The sequence below is a fragment of the Ruegeria sp. AG7 genome (genome assembly GCF_056541545.1).
Genome location: NZ_JBQFYP010000007.1, coordinates 85,233 through 105,363, shown reverse-complemented (window position 1 = coordinate 105,363; position 20,131 = coordinate 85,233). Strand labels below are relative to the sequence as shown.

The following is a 20,131-nucleotide window of genomic DNA, read 5'->3' as shown; positions in this document are numbered from 1 at the left end:
AGCTTGGGCTGACGCCTCACGGGGTGTTCGCAAGCTGACCCCCTGCGTCAGTGCTACCGCGCAAGAACATAGGGGGTCAAGATTGCGGTTTGAACCGTCAGGACCAGTCGAGCCGCTGACCGGTCATGCACACGGGAAGGGTATCGGCGGGAAACTGCCCCATCTCTTCAAAAAACGAGATGAAATCGAAATGATTATACGCTTCGACCATCTTATTGTCTTTGAACCGGGCCATGACCTGACCGGTCACCTCCAAAGGGGCACCGTTATCGGCCCGGCACGTCTGCACATGCAGGATTGCGGATACCCAATCGCCGTTTTCGATGATCTTGGGCAAATCCACCTTGATATCCCCTAAGACATGACGAAACGCCGTGACGAGGTCCCGAAAATCGTCCGCACCCACCTGCATTTCGGGGATCAGCCCCTCGGCCATGGTTTCGGGTGCAAAGAACTGATCGATCGCCTCGGTGTTTCCGTTTTCTCAAACCTCAGAATACTAGGATCTGAGTATCTCTGAATTCGTCATCCCAACGCTCCTGTCCAACTGCCAACACTATGGCAAAAAGGAATGAACAAACTCTGAATCTGCGCAAAGGCGGCATAAATATCAGACATATTGGGGGGAAGTGCAGGTTTCTGTTGCCAGGTACCTGCGAACCCCGCCTTACGCGGCTAGGCGCAAGGACTTAAGTTTCGGTCTTGTTACTGCTTACGCAGCAACTGCAACCGGAGCACGATTGTCGTTTGCAATTGTACTGTTTTCGCCGGTAACGGTAGCAGACAGCCGAGACAAAGCTAACCCCTTTAGACGTTCGTCGATCCTGTTTCGGCCCCATGATCCTCAAACGAAGGATTTTGGTGGAGCCGCCGGGTACCGCCCCCGGGTCCGATCCGCTTATTACGAGCGCGTTTATGTCCATAGTCCCGAAGGACATCTCATATATAGGTGAGGTGAGCGGCGGATGCAAACCCGGATTGCGTATCTTTGTTTGCCGTTATTACAAAGCGTTACGAAGTTATGTTGAAGTTGGCGGCGATCAAGCACATCTCCAGTACCCGTTCGATTCCACCGAAAGTAGCTGCCTTCAAGAAAGGCGGGTTATCCAGCGCCAATGGCAGGAACCGGTCTAGCGCGGCACCGGCATTGATTACGCCCAAGGACAGTGCGTTCCGGCCCAAAGGAAAGCGATTAAACCGCCGACCACAGCCCCAAAAGACCAACCAAAACAAGGCTCAGCGCCCAGATGAGTTCAAGGTTGAACCAGCTGCGGGACAAGAAACGCAGCCCCAGCCAACGATAAACGGCGAAGGCCAGAAACCCTCCGCCCAGAACCATGGCGGCGGTGTGCAAGGCCGCGACCCCCAGAACCAGCAGACCGTTGGTTGTCATGATTTTGGAAATCGCCTGATGACCGGCATCCAGTTCATCCAGCTGGCACAGACCCAGATAAATCGGAACCAGCATGAGGGCGGCCCCATGGGCAAGGGCCACGAGAAACGACCACAGCGCCAGTTTGCTGGGTGGTATACGCGACAGAAAACGGGGATGGCGGCGGGTGATTGCAATGTAAAGCCCCATCGCGATGACAATCAACGCAGCCCCGATGCGGATTTCCTTTTGATAATCGACCAGAACGGCCATCAGCGCAAAGGGCAGAAGGACACCCAGCATGGCAACGAAATGCCCACCGGCCAAGGCCGCCAGTGCGCGCCACAGGGCGGATTGGCGCTGCTCCATCAGGGCCGAGGAAACCGCCAGCGGCCAGCCCATCCCGGGGTTCAGCCCGTGATACGCGCCGCTCAGAACAACGGCCAGCCAAAGGCCAGCCGTTGATGTCATCAGGGTTTCCAATTCAGACCGAGGGGTAACAGAAACTGTCGGTTGAACAATCTCCGCCCTCCAGCCGGATTTGGTGGCTGCGATATCCATTGGGGAAATCGACCCAGAATTTCGGGTCCAAAACCAGCCCGCCATTCTCGCCCACATCCGCCTTGACCATGGCCGCACCGCCTTCTTCGGGATAGAACTGATCGTCCCACGTGGAATAAAGCGAATTGGTCCAATAGACGCGTTTACCATCGCGGCTGATCTCGACCATTTGCGGCCCATAGCCAAAAGTCTGACCGTTCGGATGTTTGGTCTTTTTGACAATCCCTCCGATTTCGACCTTCCCGGCAAGGGTCGGGTTCATCGGATCGGACACATCATATTGATGCATCTCGCCGGTGCCCCAGCAGGCGACATAGAGGTATTTGTCATCCAGACTCAGGTCGATATCGGTGACCAGTGGTGGTACGGCGGCAAACCCCTTGAGAAGATCAGGAAGATCATCTGGATCAGCGGGTTGCGGGTCGATGGTGATCGTTTTCTTGGCTTCGAACGTGCCGTCGTCATTGCGCCACCACGTAAAGATTGCGCCTTGAAGGTTGGTGGTATCAACGACAACGCCGCAGAACCCGTGTTGTTTGACCGGGTCATGCGCGGGCCGGATTTCCAACGCCATCTGGTGGTTTTCGCCCAGATCGATGGTCTGAATATTGGTCCGGTTGCGCAGGTTCCAGAAATGGATGCGATGACCGTATTTGTTCGAAAGCAGATCCTCTGCCACCAGCCCGTTTTCAAATTGTGGGGGAAGGCCCCATTCGGAACTGACCATGTAATCGCGCGGCAGATTCCACCAGAAATCATAATGCTTGTCCTGCACGCCGCGCTCGATCTCATAGCGCCCGATGATCTCGAAGCTTTCACAATCCATGATGAAAATACCCGGAGGACCATCCGTGCCGTCCTCGCCGCCGCCGCCCAGCGTGCTGACATAGATGCCTTCCGGCCCGCAATGGATCGTGTGCGGTCGTGAATACCCGGTTTTATCAAAGACTTCCTCGGGTTCGATGATCTTGTGAATCTTCGCCTCAAGCGGGTTCTTTACATCGATGATGTATATCCGGCTAGAACGGATACCGGGGATGATCAGATAGCGACGTTCCAGAAACGCATGACCGCTGAGCGGTGACAGCGATGAGGAACAGGCATTCCAGCCGAAATGGTGAAACTCGTCGCCTTTTTCGGGCATGATCACCTGATGCACGATCTTCCCGAAATCGGCCGAGGTTGGATCGACATTCACAACTGCCAGCCCGTCAGGTTGCGAAAAATCGGGGCTGAGCATCAGCGTGAAAGCAAGCGTTTCAGCAGGGCCTTCCATTGCCAGCTTGGCTGACGGATAAAAGGTTGGGTCCGGTCTTTTGTTCATAACGTCCTCCCGTAAGTCATTGTCATTCAATTCATATTGAGAGTTCCGGTCTTGACGCCGGATGACATTCTGCCTGCTCGTACCTTTGCCTTTGAAAGTTTGTTTCCGTTTAAGCCCTCAGGCCGGTTTCCGTTTGCGTTCGGCCACATCGTGGGCCAGTTGCTGTGTGTAATGTTCCAGATCGACCAGCGCGGCGTCGACGGTATCTGCGTCTCTGGCCTCAAGCGCGTCTGCAATTCTGGTGTGCAATGCGATGATTTCTTCGCGCGAACGTGCCGTGAAGGTAATCATGTTCATCAAAGGCTGCATCGCCTCGACCGCGCCAGCCAGTTGATAGGACAGGACCGGGTTGTCGGCCCCGTCCACCAGGGCCCTGTGGAACGTGACGTCTGAGGCACAAAATGCCTCATCCGTCAGGCCGGGCTGGGACTGGCGAAAAATTTCCGCCCGCATCGTGGCAAGCTGATCCGCCGTTCGTCTTTGGGCAGACAGGGGGGCACAGGCGCGCTCCAGCGCATAGCGGGCCTCGCAGGCCGTATCAAAGCTGACCGCGTTCATCGACAGCAGCAGGGTCGAGGTTGTGATCTGCTGCGAATAGGCATCTTCGAAACTCAGGCGGTTCACGAACGCACCTCCGGTAGCGCCACGCTGCGTGCGGATCAGGGACTGCGCCGCCAGTCGTTTCAAAGCCTCACGCACCGTTGGGCGCGAGACCTGAAATTGCTCGGAAAGTTCCGCTTCCGAGGGCAGGCGCGCATCCACGATCAACTCGCCTGAAACAATCGCGTCCCGGATGGCTTGCGCAATCTGGGCAGACAGGTCGGCGGTTTTCCGAGGTGCGGTTTTCATGTTCAGAAGACCCTGAGCAAATTTTTATTTGTCTGACATTTAAAAGTCTGACATTTGAAAAGCAAGAGAGTTGAGTCGGGAGGCCGAAGTGAGTCGTACTTGGCTGCGCAGCGGAATGTGGCTGGGCTTTTATGTCCTGATCCTGTGGGCGTGGTGGGTCATGTTCGCGATGGGCCGCGACATGGACCTTGACCTGATTGGTCGTCCGGGGCCCATGGGGCAGGCGATGGCTGCGATGGACCCGCGCATGGATATGTACATGCCGATGGCCGAGTTTGGCACGCTGTTCTGGATGTGGGCGATCATGATGGCGGCCATGATGCTGCCGACACTTGTGCCAACCCTGCGCAGCTATGACGACCTGATCCGCGGTGCCAATGGCACCCGTGCCGGTTGGCTGGGTGTACTTGCAGGGTATTCGTTGGTTTGGGTCGGGTTTGCGGCTGTGATCGCGGGAACGCAGCGGGCCCTGCTGTTTGGTGGCGTGATTGATATGCTGGGCATTGCCAGGTCCGGCTGGGTTGCGGGCGGGTTGATGATCGTAGTTGGCGCGTTTCAGTTCTCGCGCGCCAAAGAGGTCTGCCATGGTGTGTGCCACGCCCCTATGGCCTATTTCCTGGGCCATTGGAGAACTGGATTTGCGGGCGGCGTCCGCATGGGGCTGGACCTTGGTGCCTTCTGCGTCGGATGCTGCTGGGGTTTCATGGCGCTTGGTTTTGTGGGCGGTGTCATGAGCCTTTTGTGGATGGGTCTTGCGACCCTATTCATGGTTTTGGAGAAACTTCCCCAGATCGGTCATGCTGTAACCCGACCGGTGGGATTTGTATTGATTGCGGGCGGTCTTGTCCTGCTCGTTTACCCTATTAACTACGGAGGATAAGCCAATGGCAAAGAACAGAAAACCGGATGCCGACCGGTTGCCCGTCAGCCAGCGTATCGACAGCCGGATGCCCAATCCCAAACGTCGCGAGATGAGCCCGACGGACTGGGCCATCAAGGGGGAGTTGATCCTGAACTGCTCGTGCGATGTGTTCTGTCCCTGCGTCGTTTCACTGGGCGCGCACCCTCCGACCGAAGGGCATTGTCATGCCTGGATGGGTATTGTCGTTGATGAGGGCCATTATGAGGGCGAGGACCTGTCGGGTCTGAATATCGGCCTGCTGGTCGATATTCCCGGCCGGATGGGCGAAGGCCAGTGGAAAGTGGCGGCTTACGTAGATGAGCGCGCCAGCGGCAAAGCCTATAACGGGCTGCTGCAAATCTTCAGCGGGCAGGCGGGCGGTACCACCGGTCTGTTCACCATGCTCGTCAGCGAAATCATCGGGGCCGAACGGGCACCGGTTCAGATCGAGCGTGACGGCACCAAGCGCCGCATCATGATCGGCCGCAAGATTCAGGGTGAGATCGAGATGCTGGCGGGCAAAGACCCCGAACATCCCGTGATGGTTTCAAACTCCAAATACTGGATGGGTCCTGACATCATCGTGGCGCGCGGCACCAAGTCGAAAGTGCGCGACTACGGGCGCGTTTGGGATTTTGGCGGCAAGTCCGCTGAAATCTGTCCGATCGATTGGCACGGGCCCAAGTGATGATCACAGGCGCGCTTGCGCAAGAGATGGCGCGGTAAAATCACTGGCAAAACTCGCAGTTGGCCGAGTTTCTGCAATAGTTGTCGCATCAGAAACTGACTGTTGATTGGGCCAATCAAAAGGTGCTTAGTCGTAAAAGAGGTCGACATCACAATGTCTTACGAAAACTGTGTCATCCATATCTTCAACCATCAGACCCACCACCGGGATCAATTGCACAAAATGCTGACCGAAGTTGGTTCGCAAACGCCCGTCAGCGACATCGTCTTTATGCCCAAGGAGGTTTGAATGCCGCAGATTTCCGCCTCTCGCCGCTTGCGGCGCACACCGTTTTCAGAAGGGGTCGAGGCCGCAGGGGTCAAGGGATACACGGTTTACAACCGCATGCTGTTACCCACGGTCTTCGACAGCATCGAAGCCGATTACCGGCATCTGAAATCCCATGTGCAAGTCTGGGATGTCGCATGCGAGCGGCAGATCGAGCTGCGCGGACCGGACGCCGCGCGCTTGATGCAGATGCTGACCCCGCGCGATTTACGGGGGATGTTGCCGGGGCAATGTTTCTATGTCCCCATCGTGGACGAAACCGGAGGCATGCTGAATGACCCGGTTGCGGTAAAACTGTCCGAAGACCGCTGGTGGATTTCAATCGCTGACAGCGACCTGTTGTTGTGGGTCAAGGGAATCGCCGTTGGATATCGTCTGGATGTGCTGGTGGACGAACCGGATGTGTCACCTCTTGCTGTTCAGGGTCCCAAAGCCGACGACCTGATGGCGCGTGTCTTTGGCGACCGGGTGCGCGACATCCGGTTCTTCAAATTCGATATGTTCCAGTTTGAAGGTCGCGATCTGGCTGTGGCGCGATCGGGCTATTCCAAACAAGGCGGGTTCGAGATTTATGTGGAAGGCAGCGATATCGGCATGGCCCTGTGGAACGCCCTGTTTGCAGCAGGGGAAGATTTGCAGGTGCGCGCCGGATGCCCGAACGTGATCGAACGGATTGAAGGCGGCCTTTTGTCTTATGGCAATGACATGACCGACGACAACACCCCGCATGAGTGCGGTTTGGGCAAGTTCTGCAACACACATACCGCGATTGGCTGTATCGGTCGGGACGCGTTGCTGCGTGTGGCCAAGGAAGGGCCTGTTCAGCAAATCCGCCCCGTCGCCATTGCCGGCGATCCTGTACCGGGCTGCGACCGCCCATGGGGCCTTTACGCGGACGGCAAGCGTGTGGGGCAGGTGACCTCGGCCGCGTGGTCACCCGATTTCAACACCAACGTCGCCATTGGCATGGTACGCCTGAGCCATTGGGATGCGGGAACGGAGCTGGACGTAGAAACACCAGATGGAATGCGCCGCGCGACCGTGCAGCCGCATTTCTGGATTTAAAGGGGGGTTTTGGGGGCGCTGCCCCCGTCGCTGCGCGACTCCCCCGGGATATTTGGGGCCAGGTGAAGCAACGGGCCGGTTACAGAAACACGAAAGGAATTGAGAGATGTTCAATGCACTTGTGATGGACAAGGACGAAGAAAGCGGTTTGGCGAGCGCGTCGGTCAGGCAACTCACGCTGGATGATCTGCCGCATGGCGACGTCACGGTCGCGGTTGAATATTCCACAGTGAACTACAAGGACGGTCTGTGTCTGTCCCCCAAGGGGGGCGGTTTGGTGCGGGCGTATCCGCATGTCCCCGGAATTGATTATGCCGGTACTGTCGAGGCATCGACCGATGCGCGTTACAAGCCGGGTGACAAGGTTGTTCTGACCGGGTGGCGGGTAGGCGAGGCGCATTGGGGTGGTTATTCGCAGAAAGCCAGTGCCAAAGCGGACTGGCTTGTGCCTCTGCCGGATGGGCTTGATACCCGGCAGGCGATGGCTGTTGGTACCGCCGGGTTTACCGCGATGCTGGCCGTGATGGCGTTGGAGGATCACGGGCTGACCCCCGATCGCGGCCCGGTTCTGGTAACCGGGGCGGCCGGTGGTGTCGGGTCGGTGGCCACTGCCATTCTGGGTCATCTCGGCTATCAGGTGGCTGCCGTGACCGGGCGACCCGAAACCGGAGATTATCTGAAATCGCTGGGTGCAACGACAATAGTGCCCCGCGATGAGCTGAATGAGACAACCAAGCGCCCGCTGGAAAGTGAAACCTGGGCAGGCTGCGTGGATGCTGTGGGCGGTGCGATGCTGGCGCGTGTGCTTGGGCAAATGAAATACGGCTGCTCGGTCGCGGCCGTGGGTCTGGCGGGCGGTGCGGCGTTGCCTGCAACGGTGATTCCCTTCCTGCTGCGCGGTGTGAATCTTTTGGGCATCGACAGCGTGATGCAGCCCTATGAAAACCGGGTTCGTGCCTGGCAAAGGATCGCAACCGACCTGCCCATGGACAAGCTCGAGTCGATGGTTCAACCGGCGGCCTTGTCTGATCTTCCGCAACTGGGTGCCGATATCCTGAAAGGGCAGGTCAAAGGGCGCGTTGTTGTCGATTTGAATGCCTGAGCGCAGATGACAGCCTAAACCCGATACGATGCCGTGTCGGGTTTTGCGAAGGTGCGTTTGGTACAAATTGATCGCAACACCTCTGGCCATTGGTACAAAACCGCCTCATGATTGCTATACATCCCAAATGTGATGGCGTAAGACCCATCCAAAGAGTACCTGAATACGGGGAGTGAGCAGCATGTCTGACGACTTCGAACTGGACACCGATGACCTGAAACGCCGCATGGATGGCGCAATGGCCAATCTGAGAACCGAATTTGCCTCGCTGAGAACCGGGCGCGCATCGGCTTCGATGCTTGAGCCTATTATGGTAGACGCTTACGGCTCGACGACACCGATCAACCAGGTGGGCACCGTCAACGTCCCAGAGCCGCGCATGGTCACTATAAATGTGTGGGATAAGTCATTGGTAGGAAAGGTTGAAAAGGCCATTCGCGAAAGCGGATTGGGCATCAACCCGCAGCTGAACGGCACAATCATAATGCTGCCGATTCCCGAGTTGAACGAAGAGCGTCGCCGTGAACTGGGCAAGGTCGCTGGCCAATATGCGGAAAGCGCCCGGATCGCGATCCGCAATGTGCGCCGGGACGGCATGGATCAGATCAAGAAGGCAAAAGCGGACGGTATGTCTGAAGACGACCAGAAGCTGTGGGAAAGCGAAGTGCAGGATCTGACGGATGCGATGATCAAGGCTGTAGATGCGGCGCTTGAAACCAAGCAAACTGAAATCATGCAGGTCTGATCTGGTCTGATGCCGAAAGATCCCCAAACCGATCCGGTCTGCGGCCCGCGCCATGTCGCTATCATCATGGATGGCAATGGCCGCTGGGCGCAGGCGCGTGGTCGCCCCAGGCTGTTTGGGCACCATGCCGGTGCGCGGCGTGTTCGCGAGGTTGTCGAGGCCTGTCCACATCTGGGGATCAAGTACCTGACTGTGTTTGCATTCTCGACCGAGAACTGGAAGCGAACGCAGGTTGAGGTGGCCGGGTTGATGAGCCTGTTTCGGCGCTACATCATCAAGGAGACACGGACCCTGGCAGATAATGGCATCCGGGTTCGGTTCATAGGTGATCGGGTAAGGTTGGATTCAAAACTGATCGAATTGATGGATTCACTGGAAGAAGAAACCAAGGACAACGACCTTGTTCATCTGACGGTCGCCCTGAATTATGGCGGTCGGGACGAGGTAGCGCGCGCCACCAAACGTCTCGCGCGGGATGTGGCCGACGGGCAGCTTAAACCCGAGGATGTGGATGAAGAAACGTTGCCTAAGTATCTGGATACACGCGTTCTTCCGGATCCCGACCTTGTCATTCGAACCAGTGGCGAAGCACGGATTTCAAATTTTCTGCTGTGGCAGTCCGCCTATTCCGAGTATGAATTTATAGATACGTTGTGGCCGGATTTCACCGCGGCAGAACTCGAAAGGCTATGTCGCAACTATGGGGCCAGAGAGCGCCGGTACGGGGCGGTTCTGGCATGAGTGATGGCCGGTGGTCTGATCTGACGAGCCGGGTCCTTTCTGCCGCCGTTCTGGTTGCGATAGGGGCCATCGAAGTCTGGCTTGGCGGTCTCTGGTTCGAGGTCTTCATTGCAGCTGCTTGTGGCCTGATGACCTGGGAACTGGTCCGGATGATTGACCCTGAAAGCCAGGGTGTGGCCGTGCAGTTGGGCGTTCTGACTGCGTTTGCCGTTATCCTCAGCTACCACCTGCCGGCGCTATACACGCTCCCTGTCGTGCTTGCGCCAGCTTTGGTGGGTATGGGACAGATCGGTCGTTCGAAAACCTTATACGGCTTGTTCGCGGTCTGGATTGTTGCGGCTGGTCTGGGATTCATTTCCATTCGCGAAAACTCGGGATTTGGCTGGATGGTCTGGCTGATAGCGGTGGTGGTGGCCACGGATGTGGCGGGCTATTTTGTGGGCAAAATGGTCGGAGGGCCCAAGTTCTGGCCAAAGGTCAGCCCCAAGAAAACATGGTCTGGAACGGCAGGCGGATGGGCTGCCGCGGCCTGTGTCGGTATCGCCTTCGCAAGCCACGCGGGTTTCGGATTTGCCTTTGTTGTTGTTTCCGTTTTCGCATCAATGGCCAGCCAGGCGGGTGACATAATCGAAAGCGCGATCAAACGTAAGTTCGGGGTCAAGGACAGTTCGAACCTGATCCCCGGCCATGGCGGCTTTCTGGATAGGTTCGACGGCATGATGGGGGCTGCGGTGTTTGTTCTGATCGCAGGGCTTCTGTACACGCCGGGTGAGATGTAATGCGACGGATTTCCGTTCTTGGCGCCACGGGTTCGATCGGGCAAAACACGCTTGATCTGATTTCGCGTAATCCCGAAGGCTATGATGTGGTGGCGCTTACCGGCGGTGCGAATATTCAACAACTTGCCGATGACGCTCGTCGGTTGCGCGCCGATCTGGCTGTCACGGCACACGAAGACAGGTTGGAGGACCTGCGCGTCGCCTTGGCAGGCAGTGGGGTCGAAGTGGCGGCCGGGCCGCACGCAATTGCCGAGGCTGCCGCGCGTCCGGCGGATTGGGTCATGTCAGCAATCGTTGGGGCAGCGGGCCTTGCGCCTGGGATCGAAGCCCTGAAACAAGGGACGACACTGGCCTTGGCCAACAAGGAAACACTGGTCTGCGCCGGATCACTGGTTCTGGAAACTGCCAAAAACCATGACGCGCGTTTGCTTCCGGTCGACAGTGAGCATTCTGCCGTGTTTCAGGCGCTGGTTGGCGAAGATATCAAAACGGTCGAACGCGTGATTATCACCGCAAGTGGCGGAGCGTTCCGCGACTGGCCGCTGAAGGATCTGGCAAACGCCACCGTCGAACAAGCGTCCAGCCATCCGAATTGGGATATGGGACAGCGGATCACAATCGACAGTGCCTCGATGTTCAACAAGGCGTTGGAAGTAATAGAAACAAAAGAATATTTCGGAGTATCTCCGGATCAAATCGAAGTTTTGGTTCATCCTGAATCCATTGTCCATGCAATGGTCGGGTTTCGAGATGGCGCAATGATGGCACATATGGGCGCCCCCGATATGCGCCATGCCATAGGGTATGCGTTGCACTGGCCGGAAAGGCAGAAGCTGCCGGTTCAGCGGCTGGACCTGGCAAAGCTGGCTCAGCTACGCTTTAACGAACCGGATCTCACTCGCTATCCAGCCCTAAAACTTGCTTGGGACGTCATGGAGTGCGGTGGGCTGGCCGGCGCGGTATTCAATGCCGCCAAGGAACGCGCGCTGGATCACTTCATTGCGCGCCGGATCGGCTTTCTTGATATGGCGGACACCGTTTCTGCCGTATTGGACAGGTTTGACGCAACGGGTGGCCTTATTGATGCCCCGATGACACTTGATAACGTACAGCAAACCGACCATCTGGCACGTCAGTGGGTCGATAACACTGTGATGGAACGAGCAGGATAGAATTTTGGACGTACTTTCCCTGATCCCGCAATTCGGCAATCTGCTGTGGACGATTGTTGCCTTTGTTATTGCGCTGTCGGTCATTGTGGCCGTGCATGAATATGGCCACTACATTGTGGGCAGGTGGTCGGGTATCCATGCCGAAGTCTTCTCGCTCGGGTTCGGGCCGGTGCTCTGGAGCCGCAAGGATAAGCGCGGAACCAAGTGGCAGATCGCAGCATTGCCTTTTGGTGGATATGTAAAGTTTCTGGGCGATGCCAATGCAGCCTCGGGCAAGGATGAAGAGGCGATGGAAGACATCGCGACCCAAAATCCTGAGGAGTTGCGCCGCACCATGCACGGCGCCCCGTTATGGGCACGGGCAGCAACTGTCGCGGCTGGCCCGGTCTTTAATTTCGCCATGTCCATTCTGGTTTTTGGCCTGATCTTCTGGTCACAGGGCGTTTCGCGTGAACCCCTGACCGTTGGCGCGTTGCAGCCTTTGCCAGGCACCGTGCAGGAATTGCGCGAGGGAGATGTGATTACGGCTATCGCCGGTCGTCCGACACCGGACTATGACGAAGAAGGCGCATGGAAGGAGTTCATCGACGACCTTCCTGTTCAACCGGTTCTGGATTATTCTGTGATCCGGGACGGTGAACCTCTTGAGGTTCAGGCCCCATGGATGTTCCCGCCGCTGATCCGCCAGGTTGCCCCGCGTAGCGCGGCTATGGATATCCAGCTGAAGCAAGGGGATGTCATCACCTCGGTCAATGGTGAACCGATCTTTGCCTTCGATCAGCTAAAGGATCATGTCGAAGGATCAGACGGTCGCGTCTTACTGCTTGAGGTCTGGCGAGATGGGTCCGAGTTGGAATTTGCCCTGGCGCCCCGGCGCACGGATGAACCGCAGCCTGATGGTGGTTTTGTCACCCATTGGCGCATCGGAATCGTCGGTGGCATGATGCTGGAGCCTGCTACGGTACCGGCTGGTCTTTTCGATTCCCTAAAGGGCGGTGTCATCCAGACAGGCCGCATCATCGAAGGGTCCTTGTCCGGCATGTGGCACATGGTGACGGGCGCAATCAGCACCTGCAACATCTCGGGGCCAATCGGAATTGCCGAAACCTCGGGGGCGATGGCCAGCCAGGGGGCGCAGAACTTTATCTTCTTCATTGCTGTCCTTTCGACGGCCGTAGGCTTGTTGAACCTGTTTCCCATTCCGGCGCTGGATGGCGGGCATCTGGTTTTCTACGCCTACGAGGCCATTGCCGGGAAACCACCCAGCGACCGGGCGTTGCGCATACTCATGGGCATTGGAATTGCGACCATTCTGACGCTGATGCTGTTTTCGGTCAGCAACGACCTGTTCTGCTGAATGTGGCGGCTGGAGCAAATTCCAGCCGCATTCCCGCCATATTTCAGCGCTACAGTATTCCCGTCAAAAGGGAACAGTAATGTCCAAAACGCTGAAAAAATCGTATCAAAGCTTTAGCTTCCTGTTCATGTTGAATTGGGACGTTATGCTGAGCTTTGCCGTTACAGCGTTGGCAATGGCTGGGGCCGCCTATCTGGCGGGAATGTGATTCTCGGCTAAATCGTAGGTCTGTTGTCCCGTGGCTGTCTGCCTGACTGCTTCGATATCGCCTTTTGACAAGCTCATTCAATCCCGTTACTCAGCATTAAAGTCTCAAAATTCTGGGTAAAGCATAAAATGACTGACAGGCGAGACGCAGGCACATCCTGCGGGGGGCATAAGCCGATAAACAATATTTTGTGGCAGGCGCTAACGGTTTTTTTCCTTTTTGTTGCGGTAAGCTTACTGGCGTTTCCACATGCGGCATCGGCGCAAAGCTACACGATCAACTCGTTTGATGTTGAGGGGAATCGCCGGATCGAAACCGGGACAATCATCGCTCGTACCGGAATCGAACCGGGCCAGACCGTAACGGCCGGACAGCTTAACGATGCCTATCAGCGTTTGCTTGACAGTGGTGTATTTGAAACAGTCGAACTGACACCGCGCGGCACGACTCTGGTCATTCAGGTTCAGGAATACCCAACGATCAACCAGATCAGCATTGAAGGGAATGCTCGCGTCAAAGACGACGTTCTTCTGGACGTGATCTCGTCGCAACCACGCCGGGTTTTTACGCCTCAGGCGGCCGAAGCGGATGCTGACACGATCGCCGAAGTGTATTCGGCCCAGGGTCGTGTCGCGGCAACTGTCATTCCTCGCATCATCCGTCGCAGCGACAACCGGGTCGATCTGGTCTTTGAAGTGGCAGAAGGCACGACCATTGAGGTCGAGCGCGTCAGCTTTGTCGGCAACCGCGCCTTTTCGGACCGGAGGCTGCGCCGGGTACTGGAAACCAAACAGGCAACGTTTCTGCGGACATTCTTCCGCAACGACACGTTTATCGGCGACCGCATCGAATTCGACAAACAAGTCATTCGCGATTTCTACCTGTCGCGGGGCTATATCGATTTCCGTGTGAACAGCGCCAACGTCGAATTTACCCGCGAACGGGATGCCTTCTTTCTGGTGATGAACGTCACCGAAGGCCAAAAGTTCTCGTTTGGAAAGATAACGACGGTTAGCGAAATCGCCGGGGTCGATGCGGCGCCGTATCAGGATGCGCTGAAAATCAAACCTGGCGTGACCTATACGCCGACGCTGGTGGAAAACTCGATCGCGCGGCAAGAGCGCCTTGGGTTGAAGCAGGGCGTTGATTTCCTGCGTGTTGAACCGCGTGTGACGCGCAATGACCGAGATCTTACCCTGGACGTCGAATTTGTTCTGACGAAGGGTCCGCGTATTTTTGTTGAGCGGATCGATATCGAAGGCAACACCACCACGCTGGACCGTGTGATCCGCCGTCAGTTCGACACCGTCGAAGGTGACCCGTTCAACCCGCGTGAAATCCGTCAAGCCGCGGAACGCATCAATGCGCTTGGGTTCTTTGCGGTTGCGGAAGTTGAGCCTCGGGAAGGGTCGTCACCCAGCCAGGTCATTCTGGATGTTGATGTCGAAGAACAGCCTACAGGCTCTCTGAGCCTTGGCGGCAGCTACTCGGTCACAGACGGCTTCGGGATTGCAATCGGCCTGAACGAGGCGAACTTCCTGGGACGCGGTCAGAATCTTGGTGTGTCCATCTCGACAGCACAGGATTCAGAACAGTACACGATTAACTTTACCGAGCCCTATTTGCTGGGCCGAAAGCTGCGTTTCGACCTTGGACTGGGTCTGTCGGCAACCAATTCCGGCTTTGCAAGTTACGACACGAGCTCGTTGTTTTTCACACCTCAACTGACCTATGCAATCGGCGAACTTTCTGCTCTTCGGTTGCGCTATGACTGGGACCGCAGCGAGATGACCCAGCAGAGCGATCAGGTCAACGGTGCGGTGATTGCGTCTGAGATTGCGCAGGGGAAACGGACATCCAGCTCGCTGGGACTGTCATACATCTATGACAGCCGGATCGGTGGTCTGGACCCGAATTCAGGCGTTCTGTTCGAGGTTGGCGTCGACGCGGCGGGTCTTGGTGGCGATAACAAATACTTCAAAACCACCGCTCGCGGGATCGCCCAAACACGGGTCTGGAACGAAGAAGTCGTTCTGCGTGCAACACTGGAACTGGGTGCGTTTAATTGGACTGGCGATGGTTTCAGCCGCGCTGTTGACCGCTTTGTTTTGGGGCCTCGTACCTTCCGCGGGTTTGAACCGGCCGGTATTGGCCCGCGTGATTTGTCCAATGGCCAGGATGATGCCATCGGTGGCAACTATTACTGGGTCGCGCGTTTTGAAACCGATTTCCCCTTGGGTCTGCCCGAGGAGCTGGGCCTGCGGGGCGGTCTGTTCTATGATGTTGGAAACCTATACAACATCAACGATGTGAACACCGCAGGGGCAAATATCCTTGGTGCAGACGGGTCCATTCGTCACGTAATCGGCATCTCGGTCCTGTGGGAAACACCGTTTGGACCTTTGCAGTTCAACTTCTCGAAGGCTCTGAAAAAGGAAACGTTCGACAAGGAACAGAACTTTGACCTGACCATTCAGGCACGGTTCTGATCTGCGATGACGAACAGGTTCTTTACCTTGATACAGGGCCCGCTTTGGGCCCTGTGTGCATTTTTGATGCTGTTTCAGGCCCCTTCGGCTGAAGCACAGCAACTGGGTGTTCCGCAAGCCAGCGTGGTCACATTGTCCGGCGAGCAGCTGTTCAAGAATTCGGCATTCGGGCAGCGTGTTTTGCGCGAGATCGAAAAAGAAAGCGCGATGCTTGCGGAAGAAAATGAACGGATCGTCGCGGAACTCAGCCGCGAGGAAAAAGACCTGACTGAAAAGCGTGCAACCATGCCAGCCGAAGAGTTTCGACCTCTGGCCGAAGCGTTCGATGTCAAGGTGCAGTCCCACCGTGATGGGCAAAGAGCAAAGCTTGACGCGTTGGCGCGTCGCAGCGAAGAGGCGCAACAGACGTTCTTTGAAATAGTTCGTCCGATCCTTGTTGATTTGCTGCGCGACTTTGGGGCCAGCGTGATCATCGAACGTTCCAATGTCGTTGTAAGCACGTCAGATATCACAGAAGCTGCGATAACCCGTGTAAACACGGCAATTGGCGATGGCAGCGGGCTGCAAAAAGACAAGAGCGAATAGGTTCGCTTGCCCTTACGAGGCTGTATTGCTAACCACGCTGAAAAAGAAACATTCAGAACGGGATACCTGCATCATGACAACGGAACCCAAAAGCGCCGATATTCAGTTGATCCAAAGGATCCTGCCGCATCGTTATCCGTTTTTGCTGGTCGATAAGGTGGTTGACATCTCTGGCTATCAATCGGCCCGCGGTATCAAGAACGTCACCATGAACGAGCCGCATTTCCAGGGGCATTTTCCGGGAACTCCGATCATGCCAGGTGTTACCATCGTTGAGGCGATGGCGCAGACCGCAGGCGTGATGCTGGGCGTGGGTATGGATGTCATCGACACCGATTTGCTGATCTATTTCATGAGCATCGACAAGTGTAAATTCCGCCGGAAAGTTGTTCCTGGCGACGTGCTAGAAATGCATGTCGAAACGGTTCGCGGCAAAAAGGGTGGCAAGCTTTTCAAATTCAACGGCCGCGCAACTGTTGATGGTGAAGTGGCCGCCGAGGCAGAATTCTCGGCCTATGTCGATTGGGATATGGAAAAAACAACATGAGCGGTATCCATCCCAGCGCGATTATCGAAGACGGAGCGCAGATCGGGCAGGATTGCATCATCGGTCCTTTCAGCTATGTGGGCGCCAATGTAAAACTGGCTGATCGGGTCGAGTTGAAGTCTCATGTCGTTGTGACCGGTGATACATCGATTGGCGAAGACACCGTGATCTTTAATTTTTCGGTGATCGGTGAGATTCCTCAGGACCTGAAATTCGGCGGTGAAAACACACGCCTTGAAATCGGTCAGCGCAACCGCATTCGCGAGCATGTAACGATCAACACCGGAACCGAAGGCGGCGGTGGCGTAACCCGGATCGGGGATGATTGCCTGCTTATGGCAGGTGTTCATGTGGCCCATGACGTACAGATCGGCAACCGGGTTATCATGGTGAACCACGCGGGCGCAGCTGGTCACTGTATCGTCGAGGATGATGTAATCGTCGGTGGCATTTCGGGCCTGCACCAATGGGTGCGCGTTGGACGTGGGGCTATCATCGGTGCGCTCACCATGGTGCCCAAAGACGTCATTCCCTACGGACTGGTACAAGCATCCAGGGGTGAGCTTGAAGGTCTGAACCTCGTGGGTCTCAAGCGTAAAGGTGTTTCGCGCGAAGACATCTCTGCACTGCGTGCCGCGTTCAAGGAGTTGTCTGAAGGCGAAGGAACGTTCATGGATCGCGCCTACCGTCTTGGTCAGGGTAACGACAGCGACTATGTGCAGCGGATCGTTGATTTTGTCACCGGACACAGCGATCGGTCGTTCCTGACACCGAGGAAATAGGAACATGCTTGCGTTGATTGCGGGAACCGGGGCGCTGCCGACCGAATTGGTTGCCCAATTGGCGGAACGTCCGCTGATCTGCGCGATGGAAGGTTTCCTGCCGGATGATCTGGTCGCAGATATCGTGTTTCCGCTTGAACAGCTTGGCAGTTTTATCGCCGGGCTTCAGGCGAAGGGCGTGACCGAGATCTGCATGGCCGGCGCAGTTCGGCGCCCGAAGGTTGATCCTAAACGTATTGACGCGGCAACGATGCCATTGGTTCCGGTGATCCAGCAGGCCATGCTGTCGGGTGATGACGGAGCCTTGCGGGCTGTCATTGGCCTGTTGGAAGGCGCAGGATTGCGGGTGTGCGCCGCGCATGAAATCGCCCCTGGCCTGTTGCCGCCTTTGGGCTGTCTGACTGATGTGCACCCATCCGAGAGTGATATGGCAGATGCAGACCGCGCTGCCGGAATTCTGCGGGCCATGGGGGCTGCGGATATTGGTCAGGCCTGTGCAGTCTCAAAAGGGCAGGTGTTGGCAATCGAAGGCATCTTTGGAACCGCCTGGATGCTTCAGTCCCTGACACAACGCCCGGATGCGGGGGGCGGCATACTGTTCAAAGGCCCAAAGCCCGATCAAGATCGGCGTGCTGATCTGCCTGCCATCGGGCCCGACACCGTCACGGATGCGGTCGCGGCAGGCTTGTCTGGCATCGTTCTGGAAAAGGGCGGTGTGCTGGTTTTGGAAAAAGAACAGGTCATCGCCGAATGTAACCGTCTTGGGCTGTTCCTGTATATCCGCGAGCGAGCGGTCTGATGCGTGTTTTTCTGGTCGCCGGTGAACCTTCGGGCGATCGGCTGGGCGCCGCGCTGATGGAGGGGCTGAACACCCTGATCCCCGATATTGAATTCGACGGGGTGGGCGGACCTTTGATGGCGGCTCAGGGGCTGACCAGCCGGTTTCCGATGTCGGAACTTTCGGTGATGGGTTTGATCGAGGTTCTGCCGAAGTTTTTCCACCTCAAGCGTCGAATCTCGGAGACCGCGCAAGCAGTGTTGGACACGCGGCCGGACGTTCTGATCACCATCGACAGCCCCGATTTCAGCCTGCGTGTCGCCAAAATCGTCAAAGCCGCCAGTGATATCCGCACCGTGCATTACGTCGCGCCCAGTGTCTGGGCCTGGCGTCCGGGGCGAGCGGATAAAATGGCAAAGGTCATCGACCATGTGCTGGCACTGCTTCCGTTCGAGCCGCCATACATGGAGCGGGCAGGGATGGAGTGTGACTTTGTCGGCCATCCAGTTGCCAGCGAACCGACGGCAACACAGGCTGAGATTGCAGCAATCCGGAGCAGGTACGACCTAGGGGATGCACCAGTCCTGCTGGCTCTGCCCGGATCGCGCCGGGGTGAGATCGAGCGCCTGGCAGACACGTTTGGTGAGGCATTGCGGCTGTTTTTGACGGATCATCCCAGTTATCGCGTCGTGGTTCCAACCGTGGGTGCAACAACTGATCTGGTCAACGATATGACGCAAAACTGGCCGGGCGCACCAATAGTGCTCGACCCGCGCCAAATCGGGGCCGGGCAAGCCACCATCGAAAAACGCGCGGCCTTTGGCACAGCACGTATTGCGCTGGCCGCTTCGGGTACGGTTTCTTTGGAACTGGCCGCGCAGAATACACCCATGGTGATCGCCTACAAGCTCAATTGGCTGACCCAGAAAATGGCTGAACGCATGGTCAAGCTGGACACTGTTACATTGGTCAACCTGGTATCTGAAACACGCGCCGTGCCTGAATGCCTGCTGAACGATTGCCAGCCAGAAAAGATCGCCAAGGCCCTGCATGATGTGACCAATGCCCCCGACGCTCAGCAACTTGCGATGAACCTGACAATGGAAAGGTTGGGGCGCGGAGGAGAAGCTCCGGGATTGCGGGCGGCACGAGCTGTGCTGGACAGAATGCAGATTGAGCATGCTTGATCACACGCTGTTCGCCGCTTCAGCCGGGATTGCCATGATTTCCACCAATCTGGACAATCTGGCCGTCTTGCTGGGTTTGATACTGGTGATCGAGCAGCGCCGCGCCATCATTGGCTTTGCCGTCGCGCAAACAATTGTTCTGACATTGGCCATGACTGTCGCCTTGGGCGTTGACCAGAGCGGCGCGCCGTTTTGGATCGGGTTTCTGGGTCTTGTGCCACTGGCCTTTGGTCTGCGCGGTATCTGGAGGCAGCTTTTCGGGGCCAATTCTGAAGGAACCGAGGCAAAAGGGGCCGTGACCTCGGTGGTTACCCTGTTCCTGAGCCTGTCGATTGACAGTTTCGCGGTCATGACACCGTTATTGGCGGATTCTACCCCCTCATACCGCGTTGCCGCCTTGATTGGCGCAGCACTGGCCGCTTCCGTGCTGGTCTTTACCGCCGCCTGGGGCGCCCCTCGGGCCAAAAGCCTGGGGCCACGCGTCGCCCGAATGGATAGGGTCGCCCCATATATCATGGTCTGCGTTGGGCTCTATATCCTTTTCAATTCGCCTACGGACGCCCTGTAAGAAA

The 20,131-nt window shown here is 56.8% G+C and carries 21 protein-coding genes, 1 other RNA gene and 1 pseudogene; 18 read left to right on the top strand and 5 right to left on the bottom strand.

Annotated elements, in window-relative coordinates:
* Positions 1-97 precede the first annotated feature (97 nt).
* From ACR0BF_RS11430 to ACR0BF_RS11410, 5 genes and pseudogenes are all read right to left on the bottom strand, one after another.
* Positions 98-469 (bottom strand): annotated as a pseudogene (locus tag ACR0BF_RS11430) (nuclear transport factor 2 family protein); the annotation flags it as partial.
* Between the two features lie 159 nt (positions 470-628).
* Positions 629-975, bottom strand: a transfer-messenger RNA (tmRNA) gene (gene ssrA, locus ACR0BF_RS11425).
* A 217-nt stretch (positions 976-1,192) separates the two neighbouring features.
* Complete coding sequence (locus ACR0BF_RS11420) at positions 1,193-1,843, bottom strand: hypothetical protein (RefSeq protein WP_480624934.1); 651 nt, start codon at positions 1,841-1,843, stop codon at positions 1,193-1,195.
* 13 nt (positions 1,844-1,856) lie between these two features.
* The gene (locus ACR0BF_RS11415; RefSeq protein ID WP_480624933.1) at positions 1,857-3,257 is read right to left on the bottom strand and encodes a selenium-binding protein SBP56-related protein; all 1,401 of its coding nucleotides are present in this window, start codon (positions 3,255-3,257) and stop codon (positions 1,857-1,859) included.
* A gap of 117 nt (positions 3,258-3,374) precedes the next feature.
* Positions 3,375-4,106 carry a FadR/GntR family transcriptional regulator gene (locus ACR0BF_RS11410; RefSeq protein WP_480472647.1) on the bottom strand — a complete coding sequence of 244 codons (732 nt, stop codon included), beginning with the start codon at positions 4,104-4,106 and terminating at the stop codon, positions 3,375-3,377.
* Positions 4,107-4,221: 115 nt separating this feature from the next.
* On the opposite strand from ACR0BF_RS11410, the gene ACR0BF_RS11405 reads away from it, so the two are divergent.
* From ACR0BF_RS11405 to ACR0BF_RS11320, 18 genes are all read left to right on the top strand, one after another.
* Complete coding sequence (locus ACR0BF_RS11405; protein ID WP_480517738.1) at positions 4,222-4,986, top strand: DUF2182 domain-containing protein; 765 nt, start codon at positions 4,222-4,224, stop codon at positions 4,984-4,986.
* Between the two features lie 4 nt (positions 4,987-4,990).
* A complete protein-coding gene (locus ACR0BF_RS11400) occupies positions 4,991-5,695 on the top strand; it encodes a DUF1326 domain-containing protein (protein WP_480516951.1) in 705 nt (234 codons plus the stop codon).
* Positions 5,696-5,848: 153 nt separating this feature from the next.
* Complete coding sequence (locus tag ACR0BF_RS11395; RefSeq protein WP_480472651.1) at positions 5,849-5,983, top strand: DinB family protein; 135 nt, start codon at positions 5,849-5,851, stop codon at positions 5,981-5,983.
* Positions 5,984-7,087, top strand: coding sequence for a dimethylsulfoniopropionate demethylase (locus ACR0BF_RS11390; RefSeq protein WP_480624932.1), 1,104 nt, complete (start codon positions 5,984-5,986; stop codon positions 7,085-7,087).
* A 106-nt stretch (positions 7,088-7,193) separates the two neighbouring features.
* Positions 7,194-8,189, top strand: coding sequence for an acryloyl-CoA reductase (gene acuI, locus ACR0BF_RS11385; protein ID WP_480553443.1), 996 nt, complete (start codon positions 7,194-7,196; stop codon positions 8,187-8,189).
* 181 nt (positions 8,190-8,370) lie between these two features.
* On the top strand, positions 8,371-8,934 hold the full coding sequence (gene frr / locus ACR0BF_RS11380; protein ID WP_480472657.1) for a ribosome recycling factor: 564 nt from the start codon (positions 8,371-8,373) through the stop codon (positions 8,932-8,934).
* Between the two features lie 9 nt (positions 8,935-8,943).
* Positions 8,944-9,675 carry an isoprenyl transferase gene (locus ACR0BF_RS11375; protein WP_480553445.1) on the top strand — a complete coding sequence of 244 codons (732 nt, stop codon included), beginning with the start codon at positions 8,944-8,946 and terminating at the stop codon, positions 9,673-9,675.
* Positions 9,672-10,454: a phosphatidate cytidylyltransferase gene (locus ACR0BF_RS11370; protein WP_480545597.1), complete on the top strand. Its 783-nt coding sequence runs from the start codon at positions 9,672-9,674 to the stop codon at positions 10,452-10,454. Before ACR0BF_RS11375 ends, ACR0BF_RS11370 begins: the two co-directional genes overlap by 4 nt.
* On the top strand, positions 10,454-11,626 hold the full coding sequence (dxr, locus tag ACR0BF_RS11365) for a 1-deoxy-D-xylulose-5-phosphate reductoisomerase (RefSeq protein ID WP_480624931.1): 1,173 nt from the start codon (positions 10,454-10,456) through the stop codon (positions 11,624-11,626). The genes ACR0BF_RS11370 and dxr overlap by 1 nt, the downstream gene beginning before the upstream one ends.
* 4 nt (positions 11,627-11,630) lie before the next feature.
* Positions 11,631-12,983, top strand: a complete 1,353-nt coding sequence (gene rseP / locus ACR0BF_RS11360; protein WP_480624930.1) for an RIP metalloprotease RseP — start codon at positions 11,631-11,633, stop codon at positions 12,981-12,983.
* Between the two features lie 79 nt (positions 12,984-13,062).
* A complete protein-coding gene (locus ACR0BF_RS11355) occupies positions 13,063-13,191 on the top strand; it encodes a hypothetical protein (protein WP_267364732.1) in 129 nt (42 codons plus the stop codon).
* 128 nt (positions 13,192-13,319) lie between these two features.
* Positions 13,320-15,680 (top strand): outer membrane protein assembly factor BamA, encoded by a 2,361-nt coding sequence (bamA, locus tag ACR0BF_RS11350; RefSeq protein ID WP_480624929.1) that lies wholly within the window; start codon positions 13,320-13,322, stop codon positions 15,678-15,680.
* A 6-nt stretch (positions 15,681-15,686) separates the two neighbouring features.
* Positions 15,687-16,265 carry an OmpH/Skp family outer membrane protein gene (locus ACR0BF_RS11345; RefSeq protein WP_480493217.1) on the top strand — a complete coding sequence of 193 codons (579 nt, stop codon included), beginning with the start codon at positions 15,687-15,689 and terminating at the stop codon, positions 16,263-16,265.
* Positions 16,266-16,338: 73 nt separating this feature from the next.
* Positions 16,339-16,812 carry a 3-hydroxyacyl-ACP dehydratase FabZ gene (gene fabZ, locus ACR0BF_RS11340; RefSeq protein WP_480624928.1) on the top strand — a complete coding sequence of 158 codons (474 nt, stop codon included), beginning with the start codon at positions 16,339-16,341 and terminating at the stop codon, positions 16,810-16,812.
* A complete protein-coding gene (gene lpxA / locus ACR0BF_RS11335) occupies positions 16,809-17,594 on the top strand; it encodes an acyl-ACP--UDP-N-acetylglucosamine O-acyltransferase (protein ID WP_480516961.1) in 786 nt (261 codons plus the stop codon). The genes fabZ and lpxA overlap by 4 nt, the downstream gene beginning before the upstream one ends.
* A 4-nt stretch (positions 17,595-17,598) precedes the next feature.
* Positions 17,599-18,393: an LpxI family protein gene (locus ACR0BF_RS11330; protein WP_480603668.1), complete on the top strand. Its 795-nt coding sequence runs from the start codon at positions 17,599-17,601 to the stop codon at positions 18,391-18,393.
* Positions 18,393-19,559: a lipid-A-disaccharide synthase gene (lpxB, locus tag ACR0BF_RS11325; protein ID WP_480624927.1), complete on the top strand. Its 1,167-nt coding sequence runs from the start codon at positions 18,393-18,395 to the stop codon at positions 19,557-19,559. The genes ACR0BF_RS11330 and lpxB overlap by 1 nt, the downstream gene beginning before the upstream one ends.
* Positions 19,552-20,127, top strand: a complete 576-nt coding sequence (locus tag ACR0BF_RS11320; protein ID WP_480516967.1) for a hypothetical protein — start codon at positions 19,552-19,554, stop codon at positions 20,125-20,127. Before lpxB ends, ACR0BF_RS11320 begins: the two co-directional genes overlap by 8 nt.
* The last annotated feature ends 4 nt before the right edge of the window (positions 20,128-20,131 follow it).

Bases quoted from the DNA above. Each gene is read 5' to 3' on its own strand.
- ACR0BF_RS11420 (WP_480624934.1), bottom strand. From the start codon at position 1,843: ATGACATCAACGGCTGGCCTTTGGCTGGCCGTTGTTCTGAGCGGCGCG.
- ACR0BF_RS11415 (WP_480624933.1), bottom strand. From the start codon at position 3,257: ATGAACAAAAGACCGGACCCAACCTTTTATCCGTCAGCCAAGCTGGCA.
- ACR0BF_RS11410 (WP_480472647.1), bottom strand. From the start codon at position 4,106: ATGAAAACCGCACCTCGGAAAACCGCCGACCTGTCTGCCCAGATTGCG.
- ACR0BF_RS11405 (WP_480517738.1), top strand. From the start codon at position 4,222: ATGTGGCTGGGCTTTTATGTCCTGATCCTGTGGGCGTGGTGGGTCATG.
- ACR0BF_RS11400 (WP_480516951.1), top strand. From the start codon at position 4,991: ATGGCAAAGAACAGAAAACCGGATGCCGACCGGTTGCCCGTCAGCCAG.
- ACR0BF_RS11395 (WP_480472651.1), top strand. From the start codon at position 5,849: ATGTCTTACGAAAACTGTGTCATCCATATCTTCAACCATCAGACCCAC.
- ACR0BF_RS11390 (WP_480624932.1), top strand. From the start codon at position 5,984: ATGCCGCAGATTTCCGCCTCTCGCCGCTTGCGGCGCACACCGTTTTCA.
- acuI (WP_480553443.1), top strand. From the start codon at position 7,194: ATGTTCAATGCACTTGTGATGGACAAGGACGAAGAAAGCGGTTTGGCG.
- frr (WP_480472657.1), top strand. From the start codon at position 8,371: ATGTCTGACGACTTCGAACTGGACACCGATGACCTGAAACGCCGCATG.
- ACR0BF_RS11375 (WP_480553445.1), top strand. From the start codon at position 8,944: ATGCCGAAAGATCCCCAAACCGATCCGGTCTGCGGCCCGCGCCATGTC.
- ACR0BF_RS11370 (WP_480545597.1), top strand. From the start codon at position 9,672: ATGAGTGATGGCCGGTGGTCTGATCTGACGAGCCGGGTCCTTTCTGCC.
- dxr (WP_480624931.1), top strand. From the start codon at position 10,454: ATGCGACGGATTTCCGTTCTTGGCGCCACGGGTTCGATCGGGCAAAAC.
- ACR0BF_RS11355 (WP_267364732.1), top strand. From the start codon at position 13,063: ATGTCCAAAACGCTGAAAAAATCGTATCAAAGCTTTAGCTTCCTGTTC.
- bamA (WP_480624929.1), top strand. From the start codon at position 13,320: ATGACTGACAGGCGAGACGCAGGCACATCCTGCGGGGGGCATAAGCCG.
- ACR0BF_RS11345 (WP_480493217.1), top strand. From the start codon at position 15,687: ATGACGAACAGGTTCTTTACCTTGATACAGGGCCCGCTTTGGGCCCTG.
- fabZ (WP_480624928.1), top strand. From the start codon at position 16,339: ATGACAACGGAACCCAAAAGCGCCGATATTCAGTTGATCCAAAGGATC.
- lpxA (WP_480516961.1), top strand. From the start codon at position 16,809: ATGAGCGGTATCCATCCCAGCGCGATTATCGAAGACGGAGCGCAGATC.
- ACR0BF_RS11330 (WP_480603668.1), top strand. From the start codon at position 17,599: ATGCTTGCGTTGATTGCGGGAACCGGGGCGCTGCCGACCGAATTGGTT.
- lpxB (WP_480624927.1), top strand. From the start codon at position 18,393: ATGCGTGTTTTTCTGGTCGCCGGTGAACCTTCGGGCGATCGGCTGGGC.
- ACR0BF_RS11320 (WP_480516967.1), top strand. From the start codon at position 19,552: ATGCTTGATCACACGCTGTTCGCCGCTTCAGCCGGGATTGCCATGATT.